15 protein-coding genes and 2 pseudogenes are annotated in these 20,177 nt (G+C 58.0%); 13 read left to right on the plus strand and 4 right to left on the minus strand.

What is annotated here, in order from left to right; translation table 11 throughout:
- Positions 1-536 precede the first annotated feature (536 nt).
- From QQK95_RS31660 to QQK95_RS31705, 11 genes and pseudogenes are all read left to right on the plus strand, one after another.
- Entirely contained in the window at positions 537-1,259 is a 723-nt protein-coding gene (locus tag QQK95_RS31660) for a helix-turn-helix transcriptional regulator (protein ID WP_284278440.1), read from the plus strand.
- Between the two features lie 83 nt (positions 1,260-1,342).
- Positions 1,343-2,005: an acyl-homoserine-lactone synthase gene (locus QQK95_RS31665; RefSeq protein WP_284278441.1), complete on the plus strand. Its 663-nt coding sequence runs from the start codon at positions 1,343-1,345 to the stop codon at positions 2,003-2,005.
- 53 nt (positions 2,006-2,058) lie between these two features.
- Positions 2,059-3,990, plus strand: a complete 1,932-nt coding sequence (locus tag QQK95_RS31670) for a S53 family peptidase (protein ID WP_284278442.1) — start codon at positions 2,059-2,061, stop codon at positions 3,988-3,990.
- 20 nt (positions 3,991-4,010) lie between these two features.
- Positions 4,011-5,171 carry a hypothetical protein gene (locus tag QQK95_RS31675; protein WP_284278443.1) on the plus strand — a complete coding sequence of 387 codons (1,161 nt, stop codon included), beginning with the start codon at positions 4,011-4,013 and terminating at the stop codon, positions 5,169-5,171.
- Between the two features lie 66 nt (positions 5,172-5,237).
- Complete coding sequence (locus QQK95_RS31680) at positions 5,238-6,008, plus strand: copper chaperone (protein ID WP_284278444.1); 771 nt, start codon at positions 5,238-5,240, stop codon at positions 6,006-6,008.
- Between the two features lie 14 nt (positions 6,009-6,022).
- Positions 6,023-7,576: a tyrosinase family protein gene (locus tag QQK95_RS31685; RefSeq protein WP_284278445.1), complete on the plus strand. Its 1,554-nt coding sequence runs from the start codon at positions 6,023-6,025 to the stop codon at positions 7,574-7,576.
- Between the two features lie 39 nt (positions 7,577-7,615).
- Complete coding sequence (locus tag QQK95_RS31690) at positions 7,616-7,933, plus strand: MoaF-related domain-containing protein (protein ID WP_284278446.1); 318 nt, start codon at positions 7,616-7,618, stop codon at positions 7,931-7,933.
- 59 nt (positions 7,934-7,992) lie between these two features.
- Positions 7,993-8,304 (plus strand): annotated as a pseudogene (locus QQK95_RS33565) (DJ-1/PfpI family protein); the annotation flags it as partial.
- A 712-nt stretch (positions 8,305-9,016) separates the two neighbouring features.
- A complete protein-coding gene (locus QQK95_RS31695; RefSeq protein WP_284278448.1) occupies positions 9,017-10,168 on the plus strand; it encodes a caspase family protein in 1,152 nt (383 codons plus the stop codon).
- Positions 10,168-11,658, plus strand: a complete 1,491-nt coding sequence (locus QQK95_RS31700; RefSeq protein WP_284278449.1) for a hypothetical protein — start codon at positions 10,168-10,170, stop codon at positions 11,656-11,658. Before QQK95_RS31695 ends, QQK95_RS31700 begins: the two co-directional genes overlap by 1 nt.
- 1 nt (position 11,659) lies before the next feature.
- Positions 11,660-12,694 carry a ComEC/Rec2 family competence protein gene (locus tag QQK95_RS31705; RefSeq protein ID WP_284278450.1) on the plus strand — a complete coding sequence of 345 codons (1,035 nt, stop codon included), beginning with the start codon at positions 11,660-11,662 and terminating at the stop codon, positions 12,692-12,694.
- A gap of 40 nt (positions 12,695-12,734) precedes the next feature.
- Here the strand turns inward: QQK95_RS31705 and QQK95_RS31710 are convergent.
- Positions 12,735-13,123 (minus strand): annotated as a pseudogene (locus QQK95_RS31710) (toprim domain-containing protein); the annotation flags it as partial.
- 26 nt (positions 13,124-13,149) lie between these two features.
- Between QQK95_RS31710 and QQK95_RS31715 the strand changes: the two are divergent.
- Together QQK95_RS31715 and QQK95_RS31720 are read left to right on the plus strand one after the other, a co-directional pair.
- Positions 13,150-13,359: a hypothetical protein gene (locus tag QQK95_RS31715; protein WP_284278455.1), complete on the plus strand. Its 210-nt coding sequence runs from the start codon at positions 13,150-13,152 to the stop codon at positions 13,357-13,359.
- Positions 13,360-14,300: 941 nt separating this feature from the next.
- A complete protein-coding gene (locus tag QQK95_RS31720) occupies positions 14,301-15,644 on the plus strand; it encodes a hypothetical protein (protein WP_284278451.1) in 1,344 nt (447 codons plus the stop codon).
- 245 nt (positions 15,645-15,889) lie between these two features.
- Here QQK95_RS31720 and QQK95_RS31725 read toward each other — a convergent pair whose 3' ends face one another.
- The 3 genes from QQK95_RS31725 to QQK95_RS31735 all read right to left on the minus strand — a co-directional run bounded on the left by QQK95_RS31725 (position 15,890) and on the right by QQK95_RS31735 (position 20,158).
- The gene (locus QQK95_RS31725) at positions 15,890-18,967 is read right to left on the minus strand and encodes a DEAD/DEAH box helicase (protein ID WP_284278452.1); all 3,078 of its coding nucleotides are present in this window, start codon (positions 18,965-18,967) and stop codon (positions 15,890-15,892) included.
- Positions 18,968-19,229: 262 nt separating this feature from the next.
- Positions 19,230-19,622 (minus strand): hypothetical protein, encoded by a 393-nt coding sequence (locus QQK95_RS31730; RefSeq protein WP_284278453.1) that lies wholly within the window; start codon positions 19,620-19,622, stop codon positions 19,230-19,232.
- Positions 19,619-20,158, minus strand: coding sequence for a hypothetical protein (locus tag QQK95_RS31735; protein ID WP_284278454.1), 540 nt, complete (start codon positions 20,156-20,158; stop codon positions 19,619-19,621). The genes QQK95_RS31730 and QQK95_RS31735 overlap by 4 nt, the downstream gene beginning before the upstream one ends.
- Between the last annotated feature and the right edge of the window lie 19 nt (positions 20,159-20,177).

Here is a 20,177-nt window from a genome sequence, read left to right on the forward strand (position 1 = left end):
GAATGGTGGCCGGTGTTTGATCGGAATGGCGGCCGGCTTCACGTCGGAATCCGCAACCTAACCCCAGAGGGCATCTAAATCGCCTGGGGTTCTTGGAAGCTTTTCGAACTTTCTGGGTCGCGCCCCAGCCCGAATTGCGGGTGCTTTTGGGCAGTTTGATTGGCAATGACCCCTGGCAATGGTGCCATGCTGATCGCGGTCAGCCCGCTCCTCTACGTCCTAAACGGTAGCTTTGCGCCGTTGAGCTCAACTGGTCATCGCAACACCTTGTATTGACAACCGTCCGAAAGCAGCAGTTAGGATGGGATCGCGCTACGCCCTGATTGAAGTCAATCAGACATTTCGCGCTCTCGTCACCGCAACCTTTCTCGCTAACTCAAGACAAGGGCGTGCAGTCGTTTCGTCCACACTCAACTTCATATCGATGCCAAGACACTTTGGGCCGCTTGTTGCCCACCCACGCGATCGTGATATTCGAATGTTCTAAATTTACGTTATGCTTGCTTCGTAGATGTAGGGGCAGGGGGTGCTCTGACATGATCGACTCGGATGTATTTGACTTCGTAGAACGCTGCAAGAAACATACCGCAACCGGGCCTCTCTTGGGCGACCTACTCGATACTGTAAGAAATCTGGGCTTCGAGCATCTTATCTTGAGCGGCGTTCCGCTCGGTGGGCAGAAATTGGCGCCGATGGTTGAATTGAACGGCTGGCCCACAGGCTGGTTTGAACGCTATGTCGAGGCGGAACATGCCGCCGTAGACGGTGTTTGCATCTACTCGGCAAAAACCTTGAAGCCTTTTCTCTGGGCTGATGTCCCTGCAAGATGGTCCGATACAGAAGGCTCTCGACGGGTTGCTGGTGAAGCAACCGAATTTGGTATCTGGAGCGGCTTTGCCGTGCCGATGCTGAGCGTCCACCATTGGCAATCCGTGCTGTCCTTTGCCTCTTCGCAAAAGAGCTGCAACCTGTCACCACGCCAGCAGGTGCAGCTGGTCACAATGGCAGTCTATGCCGGCATGTCAATCCAGGCTTTGTCGAATGACGATGAAGACGGAGAAGGGCTGCTGACCGACCGCGAAAAGGAAGTGCTTCTGTGGGCGGCGGCGGGCAAGACCTCGTCCGAAACCTCCCAAATTCTCGGCCTAACCGAGCGCACCGTCAAATGGCATTCCACGAGAGCGCGGGAAGCCTTTGGTGTCGCCACGACCACGCAGGCTGTCGTTGAGGCGGTTCGCAGGCGTTTGATCCACCCATGAACGCGTCAACTGTCCGATCGGACAGGTGACGTCCATTAGGACGACTGCAAGTATTCCCTGAATACTGATCGGGGGATGGCGCCATGATAGCAGCCCATGTCGTCAATGCGCTGAACAAGCACCTATACGAGAACGAATTCGACGAGTTTCTGCGCCGGCGGCACGACTTCTTCGTGCATCAAAAGCGCTGGCGCCCTCCAAGCCCTGATGGACGCGAACGAGACCAGTTCGATACAGACGCGGCGACCTATCTGCTGGGTATTGAAGACGGTCGTGTGGTGACGTCGGCTCGATTGATCCCAACGAGCGAGCCACACATGGTCTCGGAGGTCTTTCCTCACATGTGCGAAAAAGCGGGCGTCCCCCGCCGTCCGGACTGGGCCGAATGGACACGAACCTTCGTCGTCCCCGACAAGCGTTCTACCGGGCTGCGGGGCACACTCACTCAGCTATGCTGCTCGGTGATGGAATACGCGCTCGACGAGGGCCTCAGCGCGGTCGGCGGCGTCCAGGAAACCTACTTCATGCCGCACCACGGCGCGCTGAAATGGCGGGCCGAGGCGCTGGGCATGGCACGGGAAGAAAACGGAGAGTGGTACATCGTCGCCTACATCGAGGTGAATGAGGCTGCGCTGGCAAGTGTGCGCAAGATCCTTGGCATCGATCATTCGATGCTGGTTCGCCGCGGTGTGCAGGTGCGTTTTGCTGATCTGGGCAAAACCGGCAAATTGACTGCTCACTGCTAAGGACAATGTTTAGCCACGGATTTTGATAGGTCCTGTCTTGGGAGGTCAACAAAATGGTCGAACGAAAGATGTTTCCCGATAGTGTAGTGACGCTTCCAAGCGAGGGAACGCATCAGCCTCTTGGACTCGTTGTAAACGCTGTTGATGGTACGCAACCCGACGAGCCCCTCACCATCCACTTTTCCTTCGAAATGCCCAAAGGCGTAGCGGAGAAACTTGAGGCGCTGGTCGCCAAGGGCCAAACCATTTCACCTGCTGAATTTGAGAAGTACGACCCGAAGGCTTCGTCGGTCCAAGCCCTGCAGACCTGGCTCAAGGAGCAGGGGTTTGCCATTTTGCACGTCGCCTCGGACGGGATATATGCTCGTGCCCCCACCAGCGTAGTGGCTAAAAGCCTCGCAGTCGATTTTGTTCGCGTGACACGAGATGGGTTCACACATAACGCGGCACGCAATGTTCCGAGCTTGCCTGCCAAGTTGGCAAAGGATGTTCGCGCGATTGGGGGTCTTCAGCCGTTTCTTCGTGCTCATCGTAACAGCCGCAGGCGATCGCCAAGCGCGGCAAACCGGGTTTCTTTGGGTCGACCCGTAGTCGGCTTTACCGCGCAGGTTCAAACCGAATCCAACAAGCCCCCCTACATGGTGAGCGAGATCCTGGCGGCTTACGGCGCCAGTGAGCTTGGGGTCACTGGCGCGGGACAAACGATAGCGATCCTGATCGATACTTTGCCAGATGACGCCGACCTCACGGCGTTCTGGGCGGCAAATGGGTTGCCGCAGGGCCTTTCCCGAATTGAGCCAGTTAATGTCAAGGAAGGGCCCCTGGATGCTCCCGAGGGCGAAGAAACCCTCGATGTCGAATGGGCAAGCGGCATAGCACCAGGAGCAACTATACGAATCTATGCATCGGGTTCGCTCTCATTCGTTGATTTGGATCAAGCGCTTGACCGGATCATAGCTGATCTGCCAAGCAGACCAGGGATGCGCCAGCTTTCGATAAGCCTCGGTCTAGGAGAAACTTATCTCGGCGGCCCCAACGGTGAAGTTGCAACGCAGCATCAAAAGTTCTTGCGCCTGGCTGCCGCGGGCGTGAATGTCTTCGTGTCCAGCGGAGACGCTGGCTCCAATCCTGACCAAACTGGACATAGCTCTGGTGGTCCGACGCAGGCAGAGTACGCCTCGTCGGACTCGATGGTCATCGGGGTCGGCGGCACATCCTTGCAGCTCAGAGCCGATGGGACAGTGCAAAACGAAGTAGGATGGGCCAATAGCGGCGGCGGCAAAAGCAGATTCTTCGATCGGCCGCAGTGGCAAAAGCAATTGGCCGCCGCCTTCGGCGACAGAAGGCTGGTGCCCGATGTCAGCATAACGGCAGATCCGGATTTCGGGGCATTTCTGGTGCTCGGTGGCAAGGTAGTGCAGATCGGAGGAACGAGTTGGAGCGCGCCAGTCTGGGCAGGTATCTGCGCTCTCCTGAACGAAGCAATGCAGAAAGCAGGAAAGCCTGCCCTGCCGTTCCTTCCTCCTTTGCTGTACCCGCTGGCCGGTTCCGATGCCTTCGGCGATATAACGCAAGGCAGTAACGGTCTCTACGAAGCGCACCAAGGCTACGACCAGGTGACTGGCTTAGGCGTTCCAAATGTGCGGGCATTGATGAGCGCTCTCGTCAATCCTCCCGCTAAGAACGGAGCGATCTCCGGCAAGCTTAGCGAGCGCCAACGGTCAGTGTCCCGAAAAGTCTCTCTCAGGGCTGCCGTTGTTCCAAAATATTCTTCGGATATCAGGCCGCTGTTCCGTGATGTAGATATCAAATGTATGCGGAAACGAAATATACTCTTAGACGACCCTGCGTGGATGTGCGTACCTGCCAACGCGGCTAACGTCTACGATGCACTTTCATCTGATTTCATGCCTCCCGATGAACCATGGTCAGCCGACAAGAAGAAGCTGTTCAATGACTGGATGTTGGCGGGATACAACGCATAAAGTCACTTGGGAGAAATATTATGAGGAAGGCTATAAGTGTAGGTGCCCTCTTCACGCTATGCATGATGTCAGGCTCGGCGTGGGGGCAAGGGATTACGCTTCCCTGGGGCCAAAGCTCAGATATGATTGCTTGGGAGGAGTTCGTTCAGGTCGTTGCTCCCTCCGGAAATCAGAACGTCCAAAAAGTCGAATTCGAAACGTGGGCATCTGATGAGGATATTTATGAAAAGTCGCCGGCGCAGTGGCCAACTGTTGATGCTCCGAAGGTCTTGCAGGTCAGCGCACTCGGTGCTTCTCGTGCGGAAGGCATGGCTAAGTTCGTTTTTATTGTAGGCAACTGCTCGCCTCCCGGCGGGTTGACCAGGCCCAAAGACGCGCCAGTGGCCGCCGGCTCTGGCTTTCCAGCGAGTGGTTGTATCGGCGAAGAGGTCCGTCGAAACTGGGCATCGTTCCAATACATCGTTTCTAACGGCCTGGATTCTAGATCAGGACTCAAGCGCGCCTTTGCAAGCAATTTCAAAGTTGATCTACCGTCTGACGCGATCGAATTCAAGGGAGATTGGGCCTCGGTCGACGATGTAGCGAAGTGGCTTTCTATAGATAGAGGAAAAGTTGAGGATAATTACTATATTAACACCGTTTATGATGGAAAATCGAAGGTAGAGTTCGCTTTATTGTCGTTTCACATTAGCACAAAGCAAATAAAGAACTGGGTGTGGTCGGACTTCGAGGGTTCGCTAAATCCAGGTCGATGCGACGTGATCGGATGCAGAGACAGTTTTGGCGCCGAGAAACCCCTGGTGGTACCAAACAAGGCCCCTTGGCAGTCGTACGGGGGGTGCGAGAAGACAAAGCCTGTCCTGGCAATGTTCGAGAACTCGGGAATAGGGGCCGTTTGGCAAAGATATTGCCTAAAGGGGACACAAGTTACGTTCACTGACGACTCGGGGAATCCGACACTTCTCGGAAATTCGGTTATCGAGCCCCTAGATGCCGCGGTGCCAATGAATAGGTCCTCGTGCATCAGCTGCCATGGATATGCGTCTTTTAATGCCAATGGAGGCGCAAATAGCAGCGTTCTCGACGACAATCTCATTGGTGAAATCGATAAGGAAAGAATGAAAGGCTATCTATCCAATGATTTCATCTGGGGAAATTTTCTGCGGAATTTGAAAAACTGAGGGATGTGTCCACATCAATATTCGTCTGCCGAAATCGGACGCAAGCTCTTTTGCGTGAGGAAGAAAGTGCGCGCCCTTGAAGTTTCCGATTTTGGATACGAACGTCCACGAGCAGCTGGCATCAGCCGCAGTCGCAAAATTGCTGCTGGCGTTGGCTTGGGTTCGGCAAGCCTGTTCGGTTGGCTGTTGCTGCCCACCGAACATTTAGCGACGGCGGATGTCCTTTGCTCAGCGAACGTTCGGGGTTGGTATGGCGTTTGGCTTCAGGTGCGCGCTGCGGTCGGAGCAGGTCTTCCAAGCCACTGGGTCCTACCGTGGCTCATGATGGTGCTTTCAATGACGCCACCGCTACTCATCGGCCCGATCAACTTGAGGTTGGCAGGCTCGAACGGATGGTTCATTTGTCGTATCGGCCTTTTTGTTGCCGGCTACGCGTTCGTTTGGCTGGCGGCTACGCCCTTGTTTTTATTGCTTATGCTCTTTGCGCACCTATTGGCTAAGCAACTTGGCATTCTGCCAGTCGCAGTTGGCGCAGGTGTTGCGCTAGCTTGGCAGCTGAGCCCGTGGAAGGCCCGCGCATTGGGGCTTTGCGACTTTGAATGTCGTGAAGATCGCGAAGGCCCCAGAACGGATTTGCGAATAGGCTTGGTGAATGGGATTGGTTGTGTTGGAGCTTGCTGGGCGCTCATGCTCTTGCCGATGCTCCTGCATGGCGACGGTCGATGGTTGATGGCTGTAACCATGATGGTTCTCCTCTTTGAACGGCTCGTCGCGATTCGTATTTCCCGAGCCGGATGGCCGACTAGTCGAACTGTTCCCATGACCGCTCAGCAGTAGGAGGCAATCACACCATGGCACTCAGGATTCGCCGAGCACTTGAGGACATTCAATCCGATTACCTGGCGGGCAGCACCAGGGAACTAGACGATCTTATGCGTGCTTGGAAGGGTATCAAGGAGCTGCCGCCAGACGATCCCAATTCGTTCTTCATGATTGGCGGGTATCACGGTGAGCCATTCCGAGGCGCGGGGTGGGGGAGTTCGGCATATTGGGGTGGCTATTGCAACCACGGCAACGTGTTGTTCCCGACTTGGCATCGCGCCTATCTCATGAGACTCGAAGACGCCCTTCGAAGCATTCCAGGTTGCGCGGACGTCGCCCTCCCTTACTGGGATGAAACTGGAGAGGCATCCCTGACGAAGGGTGTGCCCTGGGCGCTGACGAACGAAACCTATTCACTTGATGGCAACACGATTCCGAACCCGCTTAAATCGTTTGTCTTCACGCGAAAGATTGTCGACCATCTGAGCCCGTTTCCTGATACGGACTACAGCAAGCCCGAAGGTTACGAAACTGTCCGCTATCCGCTATCAGGTCTGGTGGGAACCGACGCCGACAGGGCAGCTACCGCTGCACACAATGCGCAGTACACGGACAAAGCGCGCAACGTCCAACTGCTGAACGCAAACGTCGTCGACTGGCTGACGTCGACTGTCATTGTAAACGGCACGCCTGTAAGCACCAACAGTGTGCTCTACAAGTACGTCCGTTGTCTGGAAGCACCGAACTTTACCGTCTTTTCAAACACGACATCACAGCAGGAGTGGCGCGATACCACCGGTGAACCGGTGGTATCGCTCGAGAGCCCCCACAACTCAATTCACTTGGCCGTTGGCGGCTACGATCTCCCGAAGATCATGGACGTTTCCCCGATTTCCGGCGCCAACGGGGATATGGGCGAGAATGACACGGCCGGCCTGGATCCGATCTTCTTCTTCCACCATTGCTTCGTGGATCGCGTATTCTGGCTCTGGCAGCAGAAACACGAGGCGACCAATCACCTGGAAATAATCCCGCAATATCCGGGTACCAACTCGGTCGACAGCCAGGGACCGACGCCTGGGGTTTCACCAAATTCATGGCTGACATTGGAATCCCCTCTCAACCCGTTCTGTTTGAAGGACAGCCATGGCGAGCGGCCATATACATCGCTCGACTGCATCAACATCGAAACTCAGATGGGTTACACATATGGAGAGGGCTCCATTCCGGCGCTTCCGGCTGCTTTCGCCGAAGCGTCGATGGGCACCCAGGATATCCGGGTGGCCGGAATCAATCGAGCGAGCATTCGCGGCTCCTTCCTAGTTTCGGCCTTCGCCACAATCAACGGGAAACGTCACCTCGTGGGCACAGAGGCAATCCTTAGCCGCTGGAACGTCGATGGGTGTGCGAACTGCCAGACCCATGTCGAGGCAAAGGCTTTTCTCGGTCTACATCCGCTTATGACATCAGCAGCCCAAGACACGATGCTGGAGATTGAAGTGCGCACGCGCGACGGAATTCTCAAGGGTCCGCCGGCACCACCGGGCGGCCCGAGGAAACTATTCAAGTTCGAGGTCCGCTGATGGCCGTACCAATCGCCACTGCCTTGAAGGTCCAATAAAATGACGGAAAGATTTCCTGCGGTTGGTCACCGATATCTCGTCGATTTCAAGTCATTCCGCGTTGAGCTTGTTTTCGCGTCGGAAGCCTCGATGACGTACTATAACCTCAACGGCAATGGAGATCACATCGGTCAGGAAACAGTTGCCATTGCAGTTGAACCGGTTCGCGACGGACTGTTCCTCGTGACTTGGACGGAGGCGGACAAGACGACTGTCGTCCATCTTGAGGACTACCGGCTAAATCGGATCATTACCAACATTACTGACCCCGAGAGCGGTCTCTCACGATACGAAGGCAGTATGACCCAGATCGACTGATTTCCGGATGGCTTGTTTTCGGCCCTTTGCACCATGCTCCTTGGAGAGAGCATGTGATCGTGATTCCTGTCTATGAGGACGTCGACGTACTCGACGTAACGGGTCCATTCGAGATGTTTAGATGGGCCGGCATTGACGTGCTCCTTGCAGGCGAAACGCCCGGCCCGATCGTTTGTGACGGTGGGCTGATCCTGCACGCCACTACCGCCTTCGACGAAGCCCCACTCGCTGAAGTGCTATGGACTCCTGGCGGGCACCCTAGGGCTCTTGCGCGACTTATGGCAAATAGTACCTACCTTGAGTTCTTGGTGAGGCAAAGCAAAACGGCGCGCTACGTCGCATCAGTTTGCGAGGGCGCGCTCCTGTTGGCGGCTGCCGGTCTAAAGTTGAAGCTCGGTGAGAACGTGGTCGGTGGGGGAGGCGGCGTGCTGCGGTTCGTCGTCATGCTCGCTCATGGGGATGCTCCGTCGGTTAGACCGCGACCCTCGCGGCCTTCATGGCGACGGAAGCCGGCGGGCGGGCCGGGCTTGCACCGTAGCGAAGCGAAGGGCCGAAGCTTACGCGAAGGAGGGCGAAGGCCGGTTATTGTGCCGCGATGGAAAGGCCCGCCGGACCGCCGGAAAATGGTCGGCCGCAGACATTGCGGGTCGGGGCCGTTTGCCGGCCGATCGCCCTATCGAAGGCCCGGAGGTCCGGATTGACATAAATATCACCCAGGTACGAGCACGATGGTGCTGGCATCTGTGTTCTCTGCCCGCCTAACTTTGCTGGCGAAAGAAGCGGTGTGCTGCGGTGCGACGCGACGCGCACAAAGGGCCTGCCCGATAGTGGCGCAACGGGTTGACGGTGCGCGTCAAAAGGCAATCATTGCGAATAGATTGCTAGGGTCTTCGAATATCGATCTAAATGTTGTCGGTGTTGCGGTTGGCTCTAGAAATTAGACAAAGCTGTGCGGTAAAAAGCAATCGCGCCGGTAACGTCAATAGTATAAACTGTTGTACGGGGCGGGTTCGGGCTAGTTCTATCCGATTGATTGTGCCGCGCACAATGCTGCTAAGACCGTGAACAGGGGGCCTTTGGGCAATGGCGGAGATAACAGGGGAAGACGGACTCGTCTATAATCTCGATGGCGATGGTGGGCGCACCCATGTCTTCATAGTAGCACTCGGCCATTACCCGTTTTTTAGGGATGGCGGCCCGGCCGCCGATGCTGATGCTCCGCTCAAACAGTTAGTTTCACCGCCGAGGTCCGCCCGACTGATGGCCGACTGGTTCATCCACGACTATAATTACCCACCAGCGCAATTAGGCAGCGTAGCGCTGATGATCAGCGAGCAAGAGCCTGCACCCTATACGTCGCCGTCGGGCGACTGGCTCTTGCGAGTACCCACCTATGACGCCTTTGCGAAGGCAGCCGAAGTCTGGATCAATCGCGGAATGACGTCGGAGAAAAATCGAATGGTGTTCCTTTTCTGTGGGCATGGCTATGGCTATGGCCGAGAAGCGTCCCTTCTAATGGCGGATTTCGACTTTCGGTCGCTCAACAAATGGGAGCAGGCGTTGGACCTAGGCCTGTTTCACCATGGCCTCGAAAGATGCGCTGCCGACGAGCAGATCTTCTTGATCGATGCGTGTCGCCGTCCGCACGGCGATCAGGCCGCGCCAGATGCAGCGATCGGTCGTTCGCCGATCCATCCGGATCAAAACGGACGTAAGGCGTTCCAGACGCGGCGCAATGCGCCCCTTTTCTTCTCGACAGGTGATGCCCAGCCCGCGAGAGGCCGTTCGGATGGCGCCAGTGTCTTCACCGACGCCTTCTTGCGTTCCGTCGCGGGCATGGCGGCCAATGACGACAACGGTGACTGGCGCGTCAACAATTACTTGTTGCTCTACGCGCTCAGTCATGTCTCGTTTCGCCTGACCGCACAAGAATTCCCCGAACCTCAGCAACCCCAAGGTGGGGAAGCCCGTCTGTTCGATTTTCACTATTTGAAGACGCCACCGATCTCGCCAATTTACGTTGCGCGCCAGGATAATGAGCCGTGCGGCCCGGGGGAACTTCGTATCGAGATCGATGGCGCGAGTCAGACGCGGGAATGCACGGCGGACGAGCTCGAGGTCGAGCTGCCATTGCCGCTCGGTGCGTATTCTTTCGAACTCGCCCATGGCGGCGGTTTAACCCTGAGCGCGAAGCAGAGCTCGAGACCCACTTTTAAGAAGGCGAGACTGAGCTGATGGGTATGACAGGTAGGATTAGTGTCCGGATCAATAAATATATCGACGGTCAGGAGATCACGTACGGTGTCCCCGTTCGGGTAAGACCAATCGTCACTCGTGCCGACGACAAGGGTCATGCCGTACGTCGAACCGACCAGGAGCGATCAATCATCGATCTTCTTGCGCCCGTTGCGCGGAGTTATGGGTCATCAACTGAGCTCGACATCGGAGACTATGACGTCGAGGCAGTGCTGCCGTCCGGGGAAACGCTCAGTTCTGAGGTGTTGATCTCTGCAGACCAAACCAGCGACGTCGTTCTGGAGGGCGATTCGTCGCCCAACGAATGGCGCAGCTGGGCGCAATTCGCGGGCTCACGTCGCCCGTCCGCCATCCGACTGGCTCTTGAACGTAGGCGTGATGCACCGTCGCATTGGCGCAAGACACCCGAGTTCGCAGTCAGTGTAGGGACGCGCGCGCACGATCAAGACCACAGGTCTCCGTTCGACCCGTCAAGCTGGAACGATTGGTTTAACTATCTTCGCTTCCGACATGATCATAGAAGCGAGATCGGTGAGGGGCCTGAACTCAGGCTCGACGGAAATTCCGAAGGGATCGAAGTCTTCAGGGAGGGGGGTGACGGCAGCCTCCCATCGCGGATCAGGCTAAGACAATATGGTCCGGACGTGACGATGCCCCGCTCTGTCGGCCGCAATCGCAAGTTCGTCACGGTCGGTTCGGCCGCGGGAACCCGCATATTTGCCCTGCCCTGGCCTTGGCCGAGTGCCGTCGATACCTTTGGGTCCTTCTTCGACATTATGGCCGTCGAGGAACAGGGAGTTCTCCTCTGCGATCCGGTGCTCCTTGATACAGCGTTCGGCGGATTGATCGCCTACCTAAATGCAGGGCAGATCCAACTCGCCGCCGAGGTGCTGAAGCAGGCCGAACAAGCCCTGTTCGAGAAAAATGACAACCCGATCGGTGCGGCGGCTGGCGGCTATGTGTTGCTGTCAGCACCGGACAAGGGCAGGGAGCGTGACTGGCCACATTGGCTGCAAAATCTGGCGAAACGATTTCCGGCAATGCCTGACGCGCTGATCTTGCGCGCGCGATGGCTACTGGAACATGGTGAGAAAGGTCAGTTCCAGGAGGCGCACCAGCTTTTGATCGATGCTTTCAAACGAGGGGTTCCCTACTTCACCACGGGTGTCGTATGGCTTATTGAGGGGCTGCGGCGCACCGCCGTCGAATGCGCGATTTGCCAGGAGCGACTAGCCGTTGTACGCGGCGTTGCCCGCTCTATGGACTTGAGCCAGGCCTTTACCTCCTTCAGTCTAGCGCGTCCCGAGAGCAAACGGAGCGCGCTGACCGATCTCGTCTCCGATGCTCCAAGCGCAAATGCGGTCAGTCGGTACGAGACCACCCAGCTGACAGGCGATATCAAAGCGAGAATCGAAAATTGGGAGAGCGAGCCGGACGCACCCCTTTTGCTTCCACTTTACGAGCGCTGACATGTTTCGGCTTGAACTTCTGCCCGCTAGCGAAGGCGATTGCCTCATCCTTAGTTGGGGCAGGGGCGACATCAGGTACCGGATTCTCATTGACGGCGGACGGAGTTCGACGGCAACCGCGGTCAAGGCTTACGTAGCTAAGCATCAATTGGGCAAAGGCGCCTTCGAGCTGTTTGTCATTACCCACATCGATCGCGATCATATTGAGGGCGCTGTCGAACTATTGGGCGACGATGATTTCCGCCCTTTGATCAAGCAGGTTTGGTTCAATGATCGCGCCGATCTGACCTATCAGCCAAGGCCTGGTTTCGAGGAATATGGCGCCCTTGACGGCGAGCGGATCACTCGGCTGATTGTGGACAACGATATTCCCGCCAACACGAACTTCGCTCCGAAGCCTGTTGCGCTCGTCGACGACACTTTGCCGTTCGTTGGCCTCGCAGACGGCCTCACGATCACCTTGCTGTCCCCCGACCTTAACCAGCTTGCGGCGCTAGCCGGTCCTTGGGACGAGACCCTTGAGGCGGCACCCGAAGGATGGGAGGACCTCGGCGAAGATGAATCGCTCGACGTTTCGCGACTCGCACTGCGTCAATTCAAGACCGATGACGCAAAGCCGAATGGTTCGAGCATCGCTTTTGTGGCCTCGTACGACAACCATCACGTGCTGCTCACAGGCGACTCGCATGTGCGCCGGATACTCACTTCATTGGATGTCTTCAAGGCCGCTCACCCCGAAATTAAGGGCTTCAGTTTGGTCAAGGCGTCGCATCACGGCAGCCGTGGGAATACATCGCTTGAGCTCGTTCGTGCACTCGCATGTCGGCGTTGGGCTATTTCGACAAATGGCACCCAGTTTCGCCATCCTGATCGCGACGCGATCGCTCGCATCATCTCCGCATCGCCCGGCCCCGTCGAGATCTTCTTCAACTACACCACTGAACAGACGAACGTTTGGAAGGGAATGCTGAAAGGCGCGCCCGCCTTCGCACCCAAGTTCGGTGTGGATGGATATATCGCCATCGACATCGCCTGATCGATCGAGATGACCCAGGCACGCACATTCCTCCGCAGCCTCAATCCGTCAGCGCCATAGACTGGGCGACGTCCTGCGTGGCCAAGTGGCCACGGGCATTTGCCCGAAGAGCATCGATGCCGAGCATGCGGAGATCCTCGTTGAAGTCCCCAAGCGCCTGCGACAGCGCGATCGCCTGGATCCGGGCAGCATTCGCTCGTCCGATCAACGTATCGCGCGCACCCTCACCGGCTGGGTCGTCGTCGCGCACGATGTAGAGCCGTCTCAGTGAATGGGGGAACAGGATGGCCGCGAGATGCGTTGCCAGAGTGCCGCCGCCATGGCCAAATCGGGCAGGTGGCATCGAAGCGACAGGATGGTCTCGATGCCTTCGCCAGCATCCATGACTTCGCCTGCAACACCGAAGCGCACCGCATGCCCAAGTAGCTCAGGTAAGCAAGCGCGGGAGCACCTACATGCGCGTTCTGTTGATCCACGGTGCGCGAGCGGCACTGCCATATCTGGCGCGAATGGACACGCAGCTCGGCGCCTGGTTGCAGGCACTGCTACAGCGCGCCAAGCGCAACGTGGTGGTGGTTGCGCTCGCCAACAAGCTGGCCCGGATCGCCTGGGCCGTGATGTCATACGAGCGCCCCTACGAAGCCGCGGCGGTGCCTTCAAGCTAACGAGTTTGGTCGAGCGGGAGCGTCCCGGCTACTGCTTGGCCCGCATGGAGTCTGCGGGAGGATGTACACAGAGATGGCCCAACGGTTGATCGGCGTTCGGCAAACCTGTCAGCAGGCAGCGACCCTGTCGAGGTCGGGTATCTTGTTAGGAGCCGGGCGCGCGAATCTCCATCTTGGCAGGGCGTCCAAAACGCCGAGGCCGGATACATTGGTGCAGACCGAGTGTGCCTCTCAAAACATTCCGCTTGCAGACGGGGCGGGCCATACATTGCCTGCGGCCGCGCCGTTCGGAAGACGGCCGGACCGCGCTCGATTGCCTGTGACGCTGCTCCGTCAGTGCGATGGAAAAATGCGCCGCGACGGCTCGAGCGCTGCAACGCTGCAGCCTAAACATCCCGTCGCAGAGCGCGGAGGACTGCTCGTCGCATCGGAACTCGACGCCGAAACGCGGGATCGTAACGTAGAGGGGAGCTTAGTATATTATCGTAGCGACAAGGAGAAACGACGATGGATGCCAAGTCTCGTAGAGCACAACCGATTAAGACGGCAAGATAAAAGAGCGCACATTGTGCTGCGGTCGGTTGGTTGTTTTTGCTAGGATCTTTTGCGCCAGCGGCACATTGTGAGGTTTTGCCGCAATGTGTGCTCCGATCCGAAACAATTGTTTTAGCTCAACAATTTACAATGTGCCTCTCAATCGGCGATTGCGATTGTCCAGGGATATAATGGAAGTGGTTCCGCACCGCCGTGAGGTTAGGGCCTGGATGGCTGCCGCGTTGTCGAGGGCAGCCTGCACCCTTGTCGACATGGCATCTTTGACCGTTAGTCTGCGACCTCGATCGCCCAAACGTGCGAACGTTGGAGCGGTTACTATGAAGGGATACGCCGGCGCCACGCTGTCTTAAAAGTTATCCAAACCGCTGATAGGCGGATGACGAGCGATGTGCATCACCAGCCGCTGCTGGCGGTGCGATATCGGCCACGATCGAATTGAGACCTATTTCGCCGTGCAACTGACACGCCTTGAGCTTTACAATAGAGTCTGCGACAGGCCTCTCAGCAAAATCGCTCCAGAGCTCGGAATTTCCGGCACGGTGCTGGCATCGATATGTAAGCGGTATCAGGTTCCCTATCCTGGGTCGGGATATTGGACGCGTAAATTGCTCGGGCTCCCGGTAAACTTGCCGCCACTGCCGGAGGCATCGGACGAACTGATCGAGCTAACGTCGTCGACCTCAAAGCCTCGACGAAAGAGAACCGTGAAGGAAGGCTCTGTTCGCAAGGCCAGACCTGCCGCGAAGCCCCATCGTCCGGCGCGCCATCGGCTGCTCTTCGGCGTTGAAGAGCACATGCGAAAAACACGCGACGTTAAACAGGGCGAGTTCCTCAGGCCCTACAAGAGAATCCTGCCGGATCTAATTTCGTCAGAGACCCTGTTGCTTCGCGCACTCTCGATCGCCAACGATCTTTATCTCGCGCTGGACGAACAGGGATACCGCGTCCAAATCGCGCCGGCTGCCGACGACCTTGATCGCATCCACATCAAGGAACAGGAGGTGGAGAGCAAGGATCGCAAATACGGGCACTATCACTCCGGGAGCATCTGGGCTCCGGATCGACCTACCGTCCTCTATGTTGACACAGTGCCGATCGGGCTCGCCATTACCGAAATGACCGAAAGAGTGACGGTGCGATACTTCGATGGCGAATACCATCGGGAGGACAGCAGGCTTATCCGATCCGCCAAGCCCTGGCAGCTAACGCATTCCTGGACAAGGGAGCAGGACGTGCCCTGCGGGCGCGTTCGGGTCATTGCATACTCGCCGAAAAAGGGCGTCAACTGGTCGGTCAGCTGGCAAGAGACCGGGGAGGAACCGCTTGGCGCTCTGATCCCAAAAATCGTGGAAACATTGAAGGCGGCCAAGGGCACTCTTCAGCGCCTCATGGACGCTGAGGAGGTGGCGGCGGCGAACAGGAAGAAAGAAAGAGAGGAGGAGTGGGAGCGCTATCTAAAGCAGGAGGACGCCCGCAAGGTTGCTCAGGCACTAGCGGACAGCCAGCAGCAGCTCGCGGAAATTATTGAAAGGTGGGGCAGGGCGATGACAATAGAGCGCTTTTTCGTGGACGCCGAAAAGCGGTTGAACACTACGGATGACGAAGATCGCCGCAAGCGCCTCGAGGAGCGTCTGATTCTCGCGAGAGCGATGATGGAAAGCGTCGACCCGCTGGATTTCATCGAAAGCTGGCTGGCACCGCAGGAGCGGTACCAAGCAAGATTCGACTAGACGAGATATGTGCTGCCTAGACTTGTTCAAACGTGGCGGCAACGGGCCGACTTCGGCCTGGCGGGTTTGGACAGCAGAAGTCGAATAGCTGCCCTTCCCTCGGGCGGGCCCGCGGTGACGACAGCCCGACCAACATCATCCATTCCCGGCTGCCGTCACGGTTGCGTAAAGCCGACATCCATTGTTGCAGTCGCCCACCTACGCGCTGACGACTATGGGTGTCGAAGCAGCCGGGTGGTCGGGCGCTATTCAGCGCAGAAGATCCGGAGTTGAACGCCGACCGACTGGCACGCCGAATATGTCGAGAGTACCAAGTGATAGAATTGGAGAACGTGCGGCTCGGGCTGGGGTTTGGCGAACTCGACCTTGAGCTTGGCGAGCGACAGCATCCCGCCCGAACAGACCAGCCAGATCGCCCGGTCGGTTGTCGGGGAGGCGCGCAGACGCTGGAAGGCGCTGCGGAATGCCTTCGATCCGCGGCCATGCCGTTTGCGATCTACCGTCTGGGTAATGGGTGCATCGCGCTTTGAAAGTCGCCAACGGCCATCGAACCGGGTCTGGCTGCCCGGGAGGATGACCCCATCGCTTTTCATATAAGCGAGATTTTTGAGGCCCTGCGCACAGACATCGTAGAAGGCTGACGCTGACACGCCGGGATTGCCGCTTTTCCATTTCCCCGCGACCGCCACCGCCGCCGGACTAGCCGATGTCTCATCTAGGCCGAGGAAATCGCCGACCTCGTCCTGAAGATCGTCGCACACCAAATCAGGAAAGCTCTGCCCGAACAGCGCCGGGCCACGGTCGGGCCTAAGCGCCTTGTCGAGAAACTCAAACAGCGAGCCGTCGGCCCAATAATCGACATGGCCGTCGACTAGCAAGCCCTTTTCCGACGTCACCGCGCCGAGACCGGGGATCGCGGTGATGAGATCGAGCACCAGACTCGCGGCACCCTTTGGGTCGGTGAGGTCGAGGTCGAGCCGGTAAAAATCACCGCCGACATAAGTGTGGGCAAGATCGCGGGTGATGATCCGGAATGGCTGCAGCTGGTTCAAGCGACGGGTTAGCGAGATCTTCGGATTGTCCTTGGTCTTGATCCGGCTAAGGCCGGGCGACACCAGCCAATATTTCGCCTTCTTGGCGTTCCAGTCGATCCAGACGGGATGCTGCTGTCCATCGATATGCAGGAGGAAGCGGAACTCCGCCGGCGCCTTGGGGTCGGTGTCCTCCTCGACCGCGACGCACAGATCCTCGATCCTGACCGCTGCAGTCTGCCCCTTGGCGACGAACTGATCGCCCATCTCGACCATGTCAACGAGAATGTTCAGCGGCGTCGTGTCCGCAGGAACCGTGTCGGGAACGGCGAAGCGGATGAAGATCGATGCTGTCCGGGCGGCGGCGTCGAGTTGCGCATCGACCGTGCCGCACCAATCCGCATATTGCTGTGCGGTGAGGTCATTGCCCTTGCCGTCGCGCACGCGCGATCGCGAAAAACCAACCGCCCGGCGGATCCCATCCTCGGCCGCCTTGGGGTGAATATAGCCGGTCGCACGTGTCACGACGTTGAGATGCTCGCCCATGAACACGCCCGACCGATCGAGCGAGCGCGCCGACAGACTACGCGATCGCAGCGCGAGCGGCCCAAGATCGGTATTTTTGACGCTCATGAAAGAAATGCTGTTGTCGTGTCCCTCGGGCAGAAGGGAGCGCAAGGTCTTGGCGTTGACGCGCGGACCAATGCCATCGAGTTCGTTGATCCAGAGCCCCGCGCTGTCGAAGAAGAAGAGACGCTTGTTCTTTTTCGCATAGATAGTCGCCTCGAGGCTCGGCGCCTGGAAAAGGCTGCCCGACAGGAACGGCGATGGCGTCAGCCGAAGCGTGATATGATAGCGGCAATGGCTGTCGGCAGTTCGACCGGTGAGCGCTTCGTGGCGATCCTCGCGAATGAGTTCGGCCTTGATCGCCTTTTGGAGCTCGTCCAGATCGAGGTCTGGCTCGATCGTGAAGGCGACCGCCGCGCTCGGGAAGCGCAGATCGTCATGGAGACCGGGATCGTCGAGATCGGGTCGTTCGCGGAAGCGTCCCATAACATAGTCGAGGGTCGGCAGGGCCGCGATCAGATTTTCCAGGATCGTCGCGTCGTTGCGGACGAACGGCTTGTTGCCATTCGCCTTCGAGGCCGCGTCAAAAGCGAGGAAGCTGTTCCATTCGTCGGCGATGTCACGACCCTTAGGCGCGAGGACATAGGCGGCCGGGGCGGCGTCGCCGATCGGCCCCGGATGGCGGATCAGCCTGCCGATCTGCTGGACCAGCATGCGCGTATTCGTGAACGGTTCATAGAGCGCGAGCATCGTGCAACGGGGATCGTCGATCCCTTCGATCAGCATGAACTGGTGGACGAGAAAACGTTCGGGCCGCGCCGCCAGGTCCCGCGGCACCGCATCGAAAATGCCGTCATCGGGCCGCTCGGGGAAATTATGGTGAATCGCGAGGACCCCGTCGGGCCGACCGGCAAGCTCCGCGGTCAGTGCCTGATGCATTTCCGTGACCGACTCCTCGCTGTCGCAGCGCACAATTACCTTATTGGCAGCCGTGAAACGCCCGTCGGACACAAGCGCGTCGACCCTGGCGATCAGCGCCAGGGCATAGTCGTCCGCCGACAGGGGCATTGGCTGTTCGTCGATTTCGACCTCACGGATGAGGCCCTGATCGACCGCGTCGGCAAAGCCGAGAAAATGGATATGGTCATCATCGACGTCGAAGATCTTGAGATCGCCCCGAAACGGCGTGGCACTGAACAGAACGGTCGGCACAGCAAAACCTCGGACGACACGCGCCCAGCTAGGTGCAGGCTCGCGATGACCCTCGTCGAACAGTATCGTGCCAATGCGGCCATGGAGCTGACCGATCTTGTCGTCAGCGTCGATCTGCTGGATGGCCTGCACGGTACCGACCACGACGATCCGTTCGTCGCCATGATCGTCGAGGCGCTGGGCGAGTCTCTCGATATCACTCGGCAGAACATTCCAGACCCTGTCGGGCTTCCAGGCCGGGTCGGCGCCGATCTTGTCCCAGAAGCGGTCTTCGAACTGGACTGTGAGTTGTTCGACCAAAGCCGCCGAAGGGCACACGACGAGCACCGGCCGGTGCTGAGAACGTTGGCGCGCGATCGTCGCCATCACCCCCGTCTTGCCGGTGCCTGTCGGCATATTAACGAGGCAGGCGCGGGCGCTCGCCGACGCGAAATAGGCGTCGACCGTGTCGAGCGCCGCATGCTGATGCGGCCACAGCGCCAGCGCAATCCTGGATAGTTCAGCCCCAACCAAATTGCGCTCTCCCCCCCAAAGCTCAAATAATTTCTCGTTTAGCTCACCCGTCCGTCGAAAGGAATAACGGGAGGAAGGTCAAGATGAACCTGCGCCGCTATCGCAACCGGTTCATCACTGACGCAGAACCGACCGCTCGCGCAAGTGCGTCGAGCTTCGCCTCGATTTCGAGAAACTCCTCCTCCTCCTCCATCGGCAGAAACTTATCTCAGCGATACAAACGGCGTAGCTAGATGCCTGTTCACGACGGCACGGCGACCAGTCACAGCTTGGCCCGCTTTGATAAAACCGCGCTGATCTGCACCATCAGGGCGCCGCAAAGCAGGATTAGGAGCACAACCGTCAATAGCATAAGCGCCTGCACGTCATCATAGCGGCATTTTTCCCATGGTGTGCAGGTCCAGGGAGAGCGTGCGATCGCTAGGCTTCGAGGGGAAAGAATTGCGACCGTAGCCAAGGCGGCAATGAACAGCGGAACGAGCCGCGTCCAGAGAATCTGCGTGAGCCTGGTCTTGAGCGGCCCATTGTTGCTGCTGTCATTGCTCGGCTCAGCGTCGAGCGCGATTGCGATCTCAGGCATCCAGACTGAGAACAAGGCTGCTAAGATTGCGAGGACTAACGCGGAGGCGGCCAGAGCGTCGGCGGTCTCGCTCATTTAAAGCTGTCCTTCAGAAAGTTGTAGGAGCCGACATCGATAGTGTATTGGGTGAGGCTGTCGCCGGTTCGCCGCACCGGCGTCTTGGGATCCGTCGAAGTTTCGAGCCGAGCATTGAGCAGTTCGACGAGGATCGGATTATTGATCACCGCCGCATAGGGTCCTTTGCCATCGCCTTTGCAGCTTGCAAGGATGGCCTTTAGGGCTGGCTCAATCCGGTCGCGAAGCTGCAGACGGTGTTTGGCAGCGGTCGCCCTCATGAGACTGCGCGCGGCGCTTGACGTAAGGTTGAAGAGGCGCGCCACCTCGTCGGCACTCGGTGGAGCAGACGGATAGGCGGTCAGCATGAGCCGCACCAGACGCCGCTCGCGGATATCGGTCGCGCTGGCCAGGGTGGCTGCACCCGTCGCCATATCGATAAACTCGCCCACAGCAGCAGGCGCGAACCGCGCGAGCTCCTTTCCGATATCCGCAGCCTTGCAGCGCAGTGCGTCACACCCAACTTGAACAGTTGGACGTGAACGGATAGCGAACACTGTCCGTTAAGCCATTGAA

Origin of the sequence: Mesorhizobium huakuii (assembly GCF_030160235.1) — a bacterium.
Classification (GTDB): domain Bacteria; phylum Pseudomonadota; class Alphaproteobacteria; order Rhizobiales; family Rhizobiaceae; genus Mesorhizobium; species Mesorhizobium huakuii.